The sequence below is a fragment of the Nonomuraea purpurea genome (assembly GCF_042650645.1).
GTDB classification, from domain to species: Bacteria; Actinomycetota; Actinomycetes; order Streptosporangiales; family Streptosporangiaceae; genus Nonomuraea; species Nonomuraea purpurea.
On record NZ_JBHSBI010000036.1, the window covers coordinates 78,842 to 92,071 of the forward strand.

Annotated in this window: 16 protein-coding genes; 9 read left to right on the forward strand and 7 right to left on the reverse strand. The window is 68.4% G+C overall.

Features of this window, described 5'->3' with window-relative positions:
- Positions 1-134 precede the first annotated feature (134 nt).
- A complete protein-coding gene (locus ACFOY2_RS45990) occupies positions 135-1,493 on the forward strand; it encodes a hypothetical protein (protein WP_379534477.1) in 1,359 nt (452 codons plus the stop codon).
- 541 nt (positions 1,494-2,034) lie between these two features.
- Positions 2,035-2,445: a hypothetical protein gene (locus ACFOY2_RS45995; RefSeq protein ID WP_379534478.1), complete on the forward strand. Its 411-nt coding sequence runs from the start codon at positions 2,035-2,037 to the stop codon at positions 2,443-2,445.
- Between the two features lie 355 nt (positions 2,446-2,800).
- On the opposite strand, the gene ACFOY2_RS46000 is transcribed toward ACFOY2_RS45995, so the two are convergent.
- From ACFOY2_RS46000 to ACFOY2_RS46025, 6 genes are all read right to left on the reverse strand, one after another.
- Positions 2,801-3,250, reverse strand: a complete 450-nt coding sequence (locus tag ACFOY2_RS46000; RefSeq protein WP_379534479.1) for a hypothetical protein — start codon at positions 3,248-3,250, stop codon at positions 2,801-2,803.
- Between the two features lie 1,159 nt (positions 3,251-4,409).
- A complete protein-coding gene (locus ACFOY2_RS46005) occupies positions 4,410-5,579 on the reverse strand; it encodes a tyrosine-type recombinase/integrase (protein ID WP_379534480.1) in 1,170 nt (389 codons plus the stop codon).
- Positions 5,576-5,710 carry a hypothetical protein gene (locus tag ACFOY2_RS46010; RefSeq protein WP_379534481.1) on the reverse strand — a complete coding sequence of 45 codons (135 nt, stop codon included), beginning with the start codon at positions 5,708-5,710 and terminating at the stop codon, positions 5,576-5,578. Before ACFOY2_RS46010 ends, ACFOY2_RS46005 begins: the two co-directional genes overlap by 4 nt.
- Positions 5,710-5,967: a hypothetical protein gene (locus tag ACFOY2_RS46015; RefSeq protein ID WP_379534482.1), complete on the reverse strand. Its 258-nt coding sequence runs from the start codon at positions 5,965-5,967 to the stop codon at positions 5,710-5,712. Before ACFOY2_RS46015 ends, ACFOY2_RS46010 begins: the two co-directional genes overlap by 1 nt.
- Entirely contained in the window at positions 5,964-6,776 is an 813-nt protein-coding gene (locus ACFOY2_RS46020; protein WP_379534483.1) for a hypothetical protein, read from the reverse strand. The genes ACFOY2_RS46015 and ACFOY2_RS46020 overlap by 4 nt, the downstream gene beginning before the upstream one ends.
- A complete protein-coding gene (locus tag ACFOY2_RS46025; protein WP_379534484.1) occupies positions 6,773-7,168 on the reverse strand; it encodes a hypothetical protein in 396 nt (131 codons plus the stop codon). Before ACFOY2_RS46025 ends, ACFOY2_RS46020 begins: the two co-directional genes overlap by 4 nt.
- Before the next feature lie 261 nt (positions 7,169-7,429).
- Between ACFOY2_RS46025 and ACFOY2_RS46030 the strand changes: the two genes are divergently transcribed.
- The 3 genes from ACFOY2_RS46030 (at position 7,430) to ACFOY2_RS46040 (ending at position 8,469) form a co-directional block, all read left to right on the forward strand.
- Positions 7,430-7,726: a type II toxin-antitoxin system Phd/YefM family antitoxin gene (locus ACFOY2_RS46030; RefSeq protein WP_379534485.1), complete on the forward strand. Its 297-nt coding sequence runs from the start codon at positions 7,430-7,432 to the stop codon at positions 7,724-7,726.
- Positions 7,723-7,971: a hypothetical protein gene (locus ACFOY2_RS46035; protein WP_379534486.1), complete on the forward strand. Its 249-nt coding sequence runs from the start codon at positions 7,723-7,725 to the stop codon at positions 7,969-7,971. Before ACFOY2_RS46030 ends, ACFOY2_RS46035 begins: the two co-directional genes overlap by 4 nt.
- 222 nt (positions 7,972-8,193) lie before the next feature.
- Positions 8,194-8,469 (forward strand): hypothetical protein, encoded by a 276-nt coding sequence (locus tag ACFOY2_RS46040; protein ID WP_379534487.1) that lies wholly within the window; start codon positions 8,194-8,196, stop codon positions 8,467-8,469.
- A gap of 93 nt (positions 8,470-8,562) precedes the next feature.
- Here the strand turns inward: ACFOY2_RS46040 and ACFOY2_RS46045 are convergent, their stop codons facing one another.
- Positions 8,563-10,185 carry a hypothetical protein gene (locus ACFOY2_RS46045; RefSeq protein WP_379534488.1) on the reverse strand — a complete coding sequence of 541 codons (1,623 nt, stop codon included), beginning with the start codon at positions 10,183-10,185 and terminating at the stop codon, positions 8,563-8,565.
- 138 nt (positions 10,186-10,323) lie between these two features.
- On the opposite strand from ACFOY2_RS46045, the gene ACFOY2_RS46050 reads away from it, so the two are divergent.
- The 4 genes from ACFOY2_RS46050 to ACFOY2_RS46065 are packed head-to-tail and all read left to right on the forward strand — an operon-like array spanning position 10,324 to position 13,221.
- Complete coding sequence (locus tag ACFOY2_RS46050; RefSeq protein WP_379534489.1) at positions 10,324-11,025, forward strand: hypothetical protein; 702 nt, start codon at positions 10,324-10,326, stop codon at positions 11,023-11,025.
- 44 nt (positions 11,026-11,069) lie between these two features.
- Positions 11,070-11,576: a hypothetical protein gene (locus tag ACFOY2_RS46055; RefSeq protein WP_379534490.1), complete on the forward strand. Its 507-nt coding sequence runs from the start codon at positions 11,070-11,072 to the stop codon at positions 11,574-11,576.
- Entirely contained in the window at positions 11,576-12,646 is a 1,071-nt protein-coding gene (locus ACFOY2_RS46060) for an MAB_1171c family putative transporter (protein ID WP_379534491.1), read from the forward strand. The genes ACFOY2_RS46055 and ACFOY2_RS46060 overlap by 1 nt, the downstream gene beginning before the upstream one ends.
- Positions 12,586-13,221, forward strand: a complete 636-nt coding sequence (locus ACFOY2_RS46065; protein ID WP_379534492.1) for a hypothetical protein — start codon at positions 12,586-12,588, stop codon at positions 13,219-13,221. The genes ACFOY2_RS46060 and ACFOY2_RS46065 overlap by 61 nt, the downstream gene beginning before the upstream one ends.
- Positions 13,222-13,230: the final 9 nt, after the last annotated feature.

Genomic DNA, 13,230 nt, shown 5'->3' on the forward strand with positions numbered 1-13,230 from the left:
TTGCAAGGGAAGGGCTGAGGTGTTGCCTTCAGTTGCCGACCTGTTGCCTCCTGTTGCCTTTCGGCCGGTAGGCCTTCCCAAACCCAGCCGCGCCGGAACACACTGAAGGGTGACCCGACCGGAGGGGTCGCCTCGTGGAAACCGTACGAGAACGTCACCCGCTGACCGTGGTGCTGAAGCACCGGCGCTGGACGGCCACCTCGTTCCTCCGCCAGGTGGCCGACCGGCACAGCAAGCTGGGATACGGCGGGATGGCGAGCCGACGAGAGAAGGTGTCCCGCTGGATCTCCGGGACGGCGACGCCGGGCATCACCAGCCAGTACGCGATGGCCCATCTGCTGCAGGTTCCCAGGGGCGAGGTGGACGCCCGCGGCTGGCCGGACTGGCTGCTGCTGGCGATTCGCGACGATCGCACGATTTTGGAGTCGCCGTGGACTCCGGCGGGTAGCGTCACAGTGTTGCGGGAAGTGGGAGGGCCGGTGGATCGTCGGGGCTTTCTGATCGCGTCAACGGGCACGCTGGCCGCCATGGTCGCCCAGTGGGGGACCGCCGAGCCCGCCTCGGCCGCCACGCAGGTCGGCCGCCGGATCAGCTCCGAGGTCGCCACCCAGCTCGATGTGCGTTTAGCCGCGCTGCGTCACTTGGACGACGAACTCGGCGGCGGACACGTCTACGACGCGGCCACCACCGAGATCCGGATCATTCGCCGCCTGCTGGCCGAGACCACGCACAGCGAGCAGGTCGGCCGCCGCCTATACAGCGCGGCGGCCGAGGCATGCCGCCTGGCCGGGTGGTGCGCCTACGACAGCGGTTACCACGCCGAGGCCGAAAGGCAATTCGTCGCGGCGCTGCGTGCTGCCGGCAGCGCCGGCGACACTACGACCGGAGCAACTGTCCACGCTTTTTGGGCCAACGCCAGATACACGGGCGGTGACCCGCGTGGTGCGCTGCATCTTCTTGAAGCCGCGCTCGCCAGCGCGGGCGTGATCAGCTCTCCGCGCGTGATCGCGATGCTGTATGCGCGTAAGGCCCGCGCTCATTCCGTGGCGGGAGAGGCGACGGCCTCCTACCGGGCGGTCGACCAGGCGCTGGCGGCCTACAGCAAGGCTGGGGCGCCGGCCGAGGATCTGCCAGCCGTGTACTGGGTGACGGCCGGAGAGCTGCATCAGGCCGCTGGAAGCGCCGCGCTGGCGTTGGGCGAACCGAAGCGGGCACTCGTGCATTTCGGTGAGGCTGTCCGGGACGCCAGCGCAGGGGAGATAGGGACGGGCGGGCACCGGGGTGACAGCGCCATCCATCTGGCCCGTCGTGCTGAAGCGCATCTGGCGCTCGGTGAACTCGACGCCGCGGTGGAGGTGGCCGAGCGGGTGCTGGAGCTGATGGGCGGGGTGGAGTCGGCGCGTGGCAGCAGCACGCTGGCGGAGTTGCGTGGCGGGTTGCGAGAGCATCAGGATGCTGCGGTGGTGAGGAGCTTCCTGGGCCTGACGGCCTAGATGGGCTCTGCGCGAACGGCGACTTCGCTCATGCGGGCAGGCTCCTCATCGTGTTCGGCTGCACGTCCGCAAGGGGGCCGTGCAGGTTCGTGTATCCGGGCCGAACGTCGGCTCCAGCGCGGCCGCCGGCAACGCCGTCCGCCCGCCTCGCACGTCGATCCGCAGGTCGCTCATGAAGGCGTAAATCGGGGACAGCCCACTGAGCCCAAACCCACATTGGGATGATCTTGAAGTGGGGGCGGGCGCAGTCACCGGCCCGACTTCATGTTCTTGACGGGCGTGAGGGTGAGGTTGGTCATCCCTCCCTTCCAGGCAAGCCGTCACGGCCGTCCCGTGGCCAGGTAGCGGCTGTATCAGTGCAGGCCAGCCAAATCCGACCGAAATTCCCACCGGACTACAGGAACACCTTTACCGCGCGCCTTGGTCACTTTCGGTACCCAAAAAACTACATTAAGTGCTGGCTTCGGATGGCCGGGCGATCATCGTCCGGCCCGATGAGAAGCCTGTACCCGTACAGTCCCTTGTTCGAAAGAGAACCAGCATGCCGCGCATCAAGAAGACCACCATGACCATCGCGGTGTCCCTGACCGCCTGCGCCGCCGGGCTCGGGGCGTTCGCCGCCCCGGCACATGCCGATCTCGGCGGCGCCTCCGGCCCAGGTGTCCGCGCCGCCGCCGTCGTCAACGCCGACGGCACCGTCGTGCGCTCCAAGGGCGTCGTCGGCGTCCGCAGGATCGCGGTCGGCCAGTACTGCATCCGACTCGACTCCGACATCAACGCCGCCAGCACCGTCCCGGTCGCCACCGTCCAGTGGCAGAGCGCGCCCTGGGACTCCAGTATCTTTGTCCGCCCCGACAACGTCGCCTCCTGTGGGGACGCCCGCGATGTGTTCGTCGGCACCGGCGCCGCCGCCGGCGCTCGCGACATCGGCTTCCACGTCATCGTCCCCTGACCCAAACCACTCTTGGGACGGTCGGCCAGTTCGCCCAGGCGGTCCGCCGCCTGGGCGACGATTTCCAGCGCCGGACGCGGCCTGTGTGCAGATCGCGATCTAAGAAACAGGGTTCCGCCCTGGACGTGTCCGGCCGTAGGGGCGCTGTTTCATCGGCGACCGTACCTGCAGGGTGTGGCGATTTGGCAATCACAGTCCGCTACTTCAACTGCACAGAGTTACTTTGGGACCGGTCGCGCGGGGCGGTGAAGGGACCGTCGGCTGCCAGCTCGCATCCCTGCCACCCATCCATGAGCGCGTGCTCAGCCCCGAACATCCCGGCAACGTGAAAGCTCCCCATGCTTCACGTACGGCATCAGCGGTTCCTGCCCATCTGCTCGTCGGGCGCGTGGCGCACCACGGACACCTTCCGGCCGTCGTCCAGAGTCGCCTCGAAGATCAGGCGCTGCGGCACCCGGACCGGCACGGTCGGCGACTCGGGCGACGGGACGGCCACGGCGTCCGGGGGCGGGTCAAGGTGAACCCAGATCTCGCGGACGTGGGGCGGGGCGGGCGCGGCGGGGACTCCTTGCGCGAAGCTGTCGGCCAGCTCCTCCAGCCAGACCCGCGCGGTGGCCGTGGCCTCGGCATAGGAGGGAGGGTCGGGGATGGCCATCAGGAGCGGCCCTCTTCGTCGGCCTGGCCCTCGGGGGGCGTCGGCGTCCGGGCTGGTGGGCGGCGCGTCCAACGGGGCTTCGTCCCAGTGGTAGCCGCACGACGTGCAATGCCGGGCGAGCCGCTCCGGCCTGGCCACGTCCACAAGCACGTCAGGGTTCCACGGCAGGACGAGCGGGCCGCGCGCCGGCCGGAATTGGAGGATCGCACCGATCCACCCGCACTTCGGGCAGACGGGGCTCAAGGCCGCTGTACGGCGGGAGCGCCACGGCGACGCCGGGGGGGTTGAACCATGGGTTGTGCTTCCTCTCGCTACAGGGGCGAGAGGAAGCTAGACCATCAGATCGTTAACGTCTTATCCGCAGGTCACGGCCTCGGGACAGGGGTACAGGGAGGTCGCGCGGCTGGCCGGTAGCGGCCGCTGTCCTCCGCTCATGTCTTCAGCGTGGTGGGTTATGGGTTGGGCCGGGACCTATAACGGCAATGCGGACATAGAAGTAGATGGCTGAAAAGCTGGGTGGGAATGAAACCGTGAGCGGAGAGTCCCAAGAGGTTGCTCTATCAAGAGAGTGGGCCAAAGGCTCGCTCTACCAAGAGAGTAAGCTCAAGGCTCGCTCTACCAAGAGAGTAGGCCAAAGGCTCGCTCTACCAAGAGAGTAAGCTCAAGGCTCGCTCTACAGTTTTCCAACCGATGTAAGCACAACTACGATCCGGCGAGTACAGTGCTAAGTACATGCACACTTCAGTCGTGGTAAGTCCGCGAGGCTTCCCAGGGCAGCATGTGGAAGAGGCCCCGTACCGCCGCCGGTCAGCGACACGGTACGAGGCCCCGGGACCGGTCCTCCTTCCACGGAGGTGGGGGCCACCAGGCCGGAGGCTGGGTCAGGAGCTGGTACCTCCTGGGTCAGCCGCCGAGCCGGAAGAAGATCGAGACCGCGAGGTTGACCGCTACCAGGACGACCTCGTGGAACTCGGGCAATTTACGGCTCCGCCACCACTGTTTGAGCTTGTTGTCCTTCTTCATGGCCTTTGACTCTTTCTTTCCGATTCGTCGGCCAGCCCCTTTTAGCCGGTCGACTCTGCAGAGGCCGGCCGACCTGCCGGGGTGAAGAAGTTATCTACAACGTTAGGTCACGCACGCACGCCGTGCGCGCCAAAAGTCATATGACATCGCCGTTTTACCGGCCGCTACGTAATGCCTGTACCTGTCGAGCGCATAGGTCGTGGTCGGGGACATGCGGCTGACGTTCAGGCCGACGCTAAACACCTAATTGTGATGCACATCACACGATGGCGACCGGGAATTCGGGCTACCTGTCTCGTTTTCGCACAGCTCCGGGCAACGGTATCGCCTCGGGGGTGGCGAGCTTGTCCACGGCCGCGCGGCGGGCCCGCTCCGGCCGCCGGTCGTACCGCGCCGTCGTTGCCGGGGACGCGTGCCCGAGCAGGGCTTGCGCGGTGGCCAGGTCCACGCCGGCGTCGAGGAGTTCGCCGGTGAACGTGCGCCGGAAGTCGTGCGCGTCGGGCGCCTCGGTGAGCCCGGCCTGTTCGGCGCGGTTGGCGATCACGTCCCCAACCGTCTGGCCGCTCATGTGCGCCACGGTCCCCGCCCGGGTGCGGCGTACGTGGCCGCCTCGCGGGGTGAACGGCGCGAACAGGCCGCCCGGGTCGTTGCCGCGCACGGTCAGCCACGCCTCGATCCGGGCGATCGCGCTGGACGTGAGGTAGACGAGCCGTTCCTTGTTCCGCTTGCCGAGGCGGATGTGCAGGGACCGGTCGGCCGGGTCGTAGTCGGCCAGCGCCACCCCGCCCAGCTCGGAGCGGCGGGCGCCGGTCGAATATAGGGCTGCCAGCAGGGCCGCATCCCGCAGCGCCGTACGGCGTAGCCGCTCGCGGTGCGCCTCGTCCTCGACGTCGTCCGGGTCGGGGTCAAGGTCGGTGTCACAGGCGGCGAACAGCGCGCCGACGCGCTCGACGGGCAGGTGCTTCCCCTTGGGGAGGCGCGTCCCCGCGAACTGGTCGACGCGCTGGGCGCGGTCGCGCTCGTCAGCGGTCATCAGGCCGAGCAGCCACGCCCGGTCGAGCACCTGCCGCAGGGCCACAATGTGCTTGTTCCGGTACGCAGTTGACCACGGCTCCGGGTCGGCGTCCTTATCGGCGCCCTTCTTCCGGATGGTCGCCGCGGAGATCAGGGCGCGGATGTGCTGGGTATGCTCGGGCCGCAGCAGATGCCAGTGCACCGACTCGCCAGTGATGGCGAGCGCGACCAAATCCGACTTTCCCTCGGCGTTCAGGCCGGCGGGGTCCTTGCCGGCCATCAGACGGGCGATCCGGTCGAGGCAGCCCTTCATGGCGCGGCGGGATTCGGCGCTGTCGAGGCTGGCGAGGTACGCCCAGTACGGGTTCTTCGCTCGGTCGGGCGGGGCCGCCACGGCGGGCAGCGCCCCCGCCGTGACTGCCTCGGGGAGGTACTCGCTCACCGGAGCTCCAGCCGGAACGTCACCTGCAGGAGCCATGTCCGGCGGATGCCGCCCTGGTACGGCCGGTCGTGCATGATGCAGGTGAAGAGGGGGGCCGCCCCGTCCGAGACGGGGCGGTCGCTGGTGTCCATCAGGAGGTTGCTCCGTTGCTCGCGGCGATCAGGGCGGCCTTGACCTTGTCGAGGCGGGACGGGCCAAACTGCGAGATCTGGACGAGCGTGGCGTCGGTCCAGTCCTTCAGGTCGCCGATCGTCGTGATCGGCGGGTCGTTCTTCTCCAAGGGCTTCCAGACGTGGAAGGTCAGGCCATCCAGGTTCGCGATGGGGTAGCCGTCGGCCAGTCCGGACGCGGTGGCCAGGTCGGCGATCTCGGTCATCGTCGTGTTCATTCGGGTTCCACCTGTCCGGATGCGATGAGGGCGATGGGGCTGCCGGGCTCGGCAGCCTGGTAGATGGCCACGAAGCGGTCGATGACCTCGTAGTGGGTCTCCACCGGCAAGCGGAGGGCAATGGCGTTGATGGTGTTGGTCGCCTCGGCGAGCCTGCCCATCAGGAAGTCGCCGCCGAGGTGCTGGTCCAGATGCGAGGCGGGGAAGTTCACGATGACGCTCATGGCGCGGTGGCCGTAGATGTCGTTTACGACGGCGCGGTCTGCCTGCCAGGCGAGGTAGTCGGGGCCGTAGGCGCGGCTGGTGTGGCGCTCCCAGTGCGGGCTGGCGTCGAGGTGGGCTATCACCTCGTCCCGGTTGGCGTCGGGCCGGATGAGGTTGACCGGGTTCCCCTCAGCCTGCTCCGGCTCGGCCTGCTCCTCCTCGGCGAGGCTCACGGCGTCAGCGTTCACGCACGCTTCGCTCCAGCGATGGAGGGCTGTGTTCTCGCCGAGGACCGCGCACAGGCGAAGGTACAGGTCCGGGAAGTGGGCCGCGTCGGAAAGGTCGGTGTCCTGCAACAGCGTTTCGGTCAGCGCACTCACCGTGGTCGGGAGGTCGGCCGGGTCGTCGTGTGGGAGGGACGAGTCGTGGGGGGCGATCTCCCACGTGGTTCCCTCCGGCATAACAGTGCTGACCTTCGCCATGTCCAGCGTGGAGATCCACTGCTCGGCCTGGTACCGGAAGGGGATGGGGCCGATGCGTACGGTGTCGTAACCGGGCTTGGCGATGACGACGGCCAGGTTCGCGCCAAGGTTCATGACGCTCATCGGGTGGCCTCCCGCCCGGTCGCCACGGCGTGGATGTCGGCGAGGGATCGGCGGGCGTACCACATGTCCGGGTCGCGGTCGCTGCTCAGGTTGATGATCTCGATCAGGCGGCGCACGGCCTCGCGCGGGGTGCCGAGGGGAAGCCCGAGCTGGAAGGCGTTGATCTCGGTGGCGGCCGTAGCGCACATCTCGCGGTCCTCTTCGACGTAGGCCGGGTCATCGTCGGCAGGCAGGTCAACGAGGGAGGCCAGGGTCCTCTTGCTGTCGAAGCTATAGACGACGCGGTCCCGTCCGGTGGTGACGAGGCTCCACGGCGGGGTGGCGTCGAGGAAGGCGATGAGTGTCGCCCGGTCGGCGTCGAGCGCCACGAGCCGGATATCCTGAAGTCGCATGATTGAGTCCTTTACTACTTCCTGGGGCTTATGTCGCGGTGAGTCCGGAACCGCTTCCGAACTGGCCACTCCCAAGATCATAGCGGTTTTATCGGCGGGAATCGACATTCCCGCTAATAAAAATCGAGCCTGTTGAGCAACGTGTACATGTTGCTCTTCCTGTTCGGGCTGTCCAGATTCCCGTATGGTGGAGAGAGATTCCACCAAGCATCAACCCATGAGCCGGAATAGAGCGACGCCGGCCCGGCAGGAGAGACCAGCATGACCACCACGCACGACGCGCTGGGCATTTCCGAAGCCCGCAGCCAACTCGGAACCCTCGTAGCCCGCGCAGTCCATGGCCACCGACCCACCACGATCAGCCGTTCCACCACGGAACGTGCTGTGCTCATCTCAGAGGAGGAATTTGAGGAGTATGTACGACTCAAGCGGGAGCGCGAGGCCGCCGGCCTCCGCGCCAGGATCGATGCCGCCGCCCGAGGTGAGCTCGAAATGACGACCTACACATCGCGTGAGCAGGCGTACGCCGACCTTGGGCTGGGTGACGCCGCCAAGTGAAGATCCCCGTCCAATTCGCCCCCGACGTCAAGGTCGCTCTGCGCCTGGCGCCGATGACCCTGCGCGCGTCGATCGTTGACGCGCTGCTGGACCTGGGCGACGACCCCATCCCCCCCGAAGCCGTACCGTATGCCGAGATCCCCGGCGCGTACGAGCTGATCACCCCTACCTTCCGCGCGCTCTACACGCACGGCCCGGAGGACCTGGATCACGTGTCGATCTGGGTCCTCCACATCAACACCTGAGCAGCGGAAATCGCTGAGGGCGACCAGGAGCGGCCCTCCCCGCTCCTGTGAACCTCTACCATTCGGCGATCCGAGTTCGCCCGCCAGCGTGCGCTACAGAGAGATCATTTAGCGAAGATCACGAGACGCGAACCGGACACAGGCCACTATTGCCCCGATCGGCGCATGTCGGACTCGAACAGGTAGACGACTCCCGCCGCCCGGCGTACTACGCTCGACCCCATGGAGCAACCCGCCGCCGAGGAGCCCCGCGCGCTCACCATGCCGCCCATGGTGCTCCTCGCCCGCACTCGGGTGGGGTTCCTCCTCGCCCGCGCTCACCTCGTGGCGAACAACCGTTCGGAATGGTGGGCCAAGGTCGCCATCCCCCTCGGCTCCGACGTGACCAACGGCCCACCCAGCATGGACCACCGGTGGGTGAACTTCACGATGCTGACCAAGCTCGACGGCGTCGACTACAGCAACGTGCCGACGCTCCTCGAACGCGACGATCAGTAGATGCTTGCCCCCGCCCTCCCTGGCGAGGGAGAACAGGGCTGCCGCACCAGCTCCCGTTCAGGGCGGGGGCAAGCCGTTCAGGGGATTGACCTGCTAGTACCACCAGCCCGGCACCGGCCGCAGCGCCACCGCCGAGGCAGATCCTCCCGCCCCCGCGGGAAGGATTGCCGGAAGCAGTTCCTCGACTGGAACGCTCCCATACTGGGGCTGCTCGTCGCCGGGGCTGGATGGCGCGGTCGTAGGCTCCGGGCCTATCGTCTTCGTAGGCGCGGGTGCGGGCGTCGGCTCCTTCGTCGGGCCCGACGTGGGCGGCTGCTCGGTCGGGGAGCTCGATGGCGGCGGCTCCGGCGTCGTCGGCTGCTTGGTCGGCGTGAGCGATGCCGTGGGGCCCGGCTCCGGGATCGTGGGCGACCTCGTCGGCAGGGGCGTGGGCGCGGCTGTCGTGGGCGATGGTGACGGTGCGGCTGTTGGCGTGCTGGTCCGCACGACGGTGGGCACATCCGACGTGCGGGTCGGCTGCGCCACGGCGGCGGACTGCCTACGGTTCTGCGTGGCCGTCGCCGTGGGCGTGGCGGTTCGCGTGGCCGCCGGGGTGGTCGGAACGGCGGCGGCCATCGTCGGCGCGGCGGCCCGTATGGTCGCCGGCGGATGCGCCGCCGACGACGTGGGCTCGGGCGTCGGCGTGCCAGTGTGCGGCGGCTCCGTCTCATCCACGGTCGGCACCTGCGTATCCAGGTAAGGAGGCGCCTCCTCCCCCGTGGGCATCAGCAAGGCGGGCAACGCCGCGAGCATGTCGGGCACCGGGTCGGGGACCGGCGTCGGGTCGGGCTGGCGGATGCCGAGCGCCACGGCGATCGGCTTGGCGGCCTCCTCGGCGGCGAGTACGACGGGCGTGCCCGCCGCGGCGGTGAGGGCGACGGCGGCCGGGGCCGATACTCCGGCGGTGGCCTGGACGCCGATGACCGCGCTCGCCATCACCTTGCCGACGACCGTGGTGACCGGGCCCGAGGCTTGCGTGGCCGCGCCCGACGCGCCGGACGCGGACAGCATGCTGGACAGGCCGCCCGCACTCAGCGGGTCCAGGCCGGGCATGGGGGTGAGCGCCCCGTTGCTCATGAGCGCTGTCTGCACAGTGCTGGTGTAGCTCTCGGCTGTGGACTTGACCGCCAGGTAGGCCGGGCCCGCGATGGCGGCCGCACCGCCGAGGAAGCGGCGAAGCTGCCGGTAGAGGAGGCTCCGGCGGGCCGACTCGTGCGGGGGCACGGGCCTCTTGGCGTGGGCGGTGATAGGGATGACGCTGCGGTCGCTGGGCGGCGGGGTGACGGGTTCGGCCCGGGCGTTGATGAACGCGTCGCGCTCGGCGGCCTCGGCCTCGGCGTACATGTCGATCAGGTCGTCGACCAGGTCCTGCGGCATGGTGTGCTGGAACGCCCAGGTGCGGGAGCGCTGGCCGGCGCGGTGGCCGATGCGTTCGTACGGCATGCCCTGCACCTTGGCCATCCGGTAGACGGCCAGGTCCTCCAGCATGCGATACACGGTCATGCGGCGCTTGTGCTGCTCGGCCTCGGCGTCCATCGCCTCTCGGATGGCCTGCCAGAACGCGAGTCCCTCGTTTCGCGGCCCCTCCCCGCGGATGTCCTGTGTCGCCTGCTCGTACAGGTCCGCCGACAGACGCAGGAAGAGCTCGCGGCCATCGCGGTCCAGCTCATGGGTCAACGTGGCTCTCCCGAATCGGCGACTGTCTGAACTCCACATTTCCACCCGCTAACAGTTGTGAGCGGGCGTGGCTCGTGTATGGTTCCGGCTAATGTCCCCATATGTCAACTACTGTTAGCGCGTGATCGGAGATCAAGGATGCCGCTTAAGTCGCGGCTGAAGCGTCTTCGCGAAGAGTCGGTCAACCCCGCAACCGGGGAGCCCTATTCCCAACGCGAGGCCGCTGCCGCGATCACAGCAGCCGGAACACCCATCACGGGCGCCTATCTGGCCATGCTCGAAGGCGGGGAGCGAACCAAGCTCAGCCTCGACAAAGCCCTCGGCGTCGCGCGCTTCTACGGCGTACCAGTCGAGTACCTCAGCACCAGCGGCGATAACGCCGAACACACCGCCACGAGCGAACCGCAGCTGCTCCTGCTCACACAACGGCTGAACCGCCTCTTCGACGTGGTCGTCGATCCCGTGAACCGCAAACCGTATCCGCTCGACAGGGCCGCCGAAGCGATCACCGCCACCGGCAGCCCCATCACGGAGGCTCAGCTTGCCGAGCTGCGCACCGGCGAGGAGCACCTACTGACAGTCGCCCAGGCCGCCGCCATCGCACGGTTCTTCGGCGTGCCCGGCGAGTACCTGACCGCCAGCGCCAGCGCCCAGCATGCGGCCCTCGTGGAACGGGTCGATTCGCAGTTGGACCTGCTGCAGGCGATCCTCACGAGCGGCACGCAGGATCTCGCGCTGCGGTCGGCCGAACTGTCGTCGGAAGGGCGAAGGAAGATCGCACGGCTGATCGAGAAGACACGGGCCGAGGAAGGGCTCCCCGCGGACAGAGAAGTTCCTTGATCTTTGTAAACTTTCCGAACCATGTCGGAAAGGTCCCCCTAATCATGCTCGCCCGTTTCCGCCTCCCCAGCCCAGTGCGGACCGCCTTGGACGCCGTACGCCCTCCACGCCCCTTCAACGAGGCCACATACCTGGCCCGCGTCGAGGCGTACCGCGGCCGCCCCCTCCGTCTGCACGAGGAAGACCTCCCCCTGGACGTGTGCGGCATGTGGCGACTCAACGGAGGCGTCGACCACATCCACGTGCCGCGCGGCGCAGTCGGCGCTCAACGCTGGCAGATCATCGGCCACGAGGTCGGGCACATGCTGATGGCCAAGCCCGGCCGGAACCTCGGGCACGGCCTGCATGATGAAGACCGCAACGACCTGGCGCGGCTACTACCGGACCTCGACCCCGAGCGGCTCGCCATGTACCGGCTACGGACGAAATACGACGAAGAAGAGGAACGGATGGCTGAGCTGTACGGCACCTACGCGGTCGCCGGCGTGGAACCCGATGAGCCCGGAATCGGCCGGATCGGCCGGATCCGGCAGGCGATGGACGGCCTGTGATGGCAGGCTGGCTCGCGACGGCCGCTTTATGGGCGGCCGTGACCGTCCGGTTCCGGCAGCGCTCTACCCGGCAGGACTGGGGCCTACTGGTCATGTTCACCGGCATGGCAGTCGGGTTCACCCTGGCCCGCCCAGAGATCGCCCAGTTCATCGACGTACCTGAGATGGCGCTGCCATCGCTGCTGAAGCGCTGCACGGCGATGCTCGGCGCGGTGGGCGTCGCCCTCTACATGTCCGCTGTGGCGGGCCGGCGGGGCTGGACCCACATCACCGCCACGGTGACGGTCATCTGCCTGCTGATCGTCACCCACTTCGCCGGCGCGTACCGATGGGCGGAGACGGACGTGTTCTTCGCGGATCCCGCCCGGTTCACGCTGTCCAACCCGGGGGTGTGGGCGGGGTGGGCGCACTTCCTGCTGTGGTACCTGTACGTCGCGTTCGTGACGCTCGCGCTGGCCACGACGTGCATCGCGGTACTCATCCAGGTGACAGGGGTGCTGCGCACCCAGTTGGGCGTATTCGCGCTCGGCGCGATCTGGTGCGCTGTGTCCCCTGTCTACGCGCTCGCGGGCATCGCGGGCCTGATCCCCTACGACCTGGATGTGGACCGCACCTTCCTGCTGATGCCGAGCATCCTCCTCTTGGTGATCGGTATGGGCTGGCAGGCCATCCACCGCGGCCGCGCTTCCGGCCGCGCCTGGTGGCTGTATACACGGCTGCGCGGCCTGTGGCGGATGCTGGTGCAGGCTCAGCCGGAGGTGGTGCTGAACGTCGAGGGCGGCCCGTGGCGGGTGCGGCTGCACCGGCGGGTGGTGGAGTGCCTGGATGCGATGCGGCAGCTCTCCGCGTACCTGCCCGAGGGTACGTTCGCGACCGGCCGCGTGGACGCCGACACCGCGGCGCTGCGGCTGCGAGAGTCGCTGATCGCCCGCAAGACGGGCGACAAGGCTCGCGACATCAGCGCGGGCGCCCCCGCTGCGGCGGGCGAGGACATTCCGAAGGAGGCGACATGGCTGGTCAGCGTGTGGTGGGCGTGGAAGCGGCTGGAGAGGTCCCTCGGACCGGTCTGACACGGGCGGCGTGGGCGGTCACGGAGGTGTTCGCCCCGCAGTACCTGATGCTGTCCATGCCGCCGGTGGTCGGACTCCTCGCGGGCGGCTGGCTGGGCGGCGCGTGGGGTCTGGCCGTGTCGGCGGTGTGCGGCGGCATCCCGGCAACGGTGATCGCGGTGGGCGTTCGGCGGGGCCGGCTGGATTCGCGGCAGATCGTGGACCGGTCGAGCAGGTTCAAGCCGATGCTGGCCGCGCTGGCGGCGGTCGTAGTGACGCTGGCGGTGCTGTTGGCGGCCGACAGCGACCCGGTGGCGTTGACTGCGATGGTGGTGGTGATGCTCGGCTGGATCGCGGTCCTCGGCGGGATCACGCTGGTGTGGAAGGTCTCGTTCCACACGGGGGTTACGGCGGGGGTCGTCGTCATGCTCGCCTACCTCCTGCCGCCGGTGCCGACGCTGCTGGTGGGCACCGTCTTGGTGGCGGTGATCGGGTGGGCCCGTGTCCGGATCTCGCACCATACCCTCGCCCAGACGCTGGCCGGCACGGCGGCGGGTGCCGCGGTGGCGTGGGCCGTCATGGCTGCCATGCTTTGAGCTCCGCGC

Bases quoted from the DNA above. Each gene is read 5' to 3' on its own strand.
- ACFOY2_RS45995 (WP_379534478.1), top strand. From the start codon at position 2,035: ATGCCGCGCATCAAGAAGACCACCATGACCATCGCGGTGTCCCTGACC.
- ACFOY2_RS46010 (WP_379534481.1), bottom strand. From the start codon at position 5,710: ATGGACACCAGCGACCGCCCCGTCTCGGACGGGGCGGCCCCCCTCTTC.
- ACFOY2_RS46015 (WP_379534482.1), bottom strand. From the start codon at position 5,967: ATGAACACGACGATGACCGAGATCGCCGACCTGGCCACCGCGTCCGGA.
- ACFOY2_RS46020 (WP_379534483.1), bottom strand. From the start codon at position 6,776: ATGAGCGTCATGAACCTTGGCGCGAACCTGGCCGTCGTCATCGCCAAG.
- ACFOY2_RS46025 (WP_379534484.1), bottom strand. From the start codon at position 7,168: ATGCGACTTCAGGATATCCGGCTCGTGGCGCTCGACGCCGACCGGGCG.
- ACFOY2_RS46030 (WP_379534485.1), top strand. From the start codon at position 7,430: ATGACCACCACGCACGACGCGCTGGGCATTTCCGAAGCCCGCAGCCAA.
- ACFOY2_RS46040 (WP_379534487.1), top strand. From the start codon at position 8,194: ATGGAGCAACCCGCCGCCGAGGAGCCCCGCGCGCTCACCATGCCGCCC.
- ACFOY2_RS46050 (WP_379534489.1), top strand. From the start codon at position 10,324: ATGCCGCTTAAGTCGCGGCTGAAGCGTCTTCGCGAAGAGTCGGTCAAC.
- ACFOY2_RS46055 (WP_379534490.1), top strand. From the start codon at position 11,070: ATGCTCGCCCGTTTCCGCCTCCCCAGCCCAGTGCGGACCGCCTTGGAC.
- ACFOY2_RS46060 (WP_379534491.1), top strand. From the start codon at position 11,576: ATGGCAGGCTGGCTCGCGACGGCCGCTTTATGGGCGGCCGTGACCGTC.
- ACFOY2_RS46065 (WP_379534492.1), top strand. From the start codon at position 12,586: ATGGCTGGTCAGCGTGTGGTGGGCGTGGAAGCGGCTGGAGAGGTCCCT.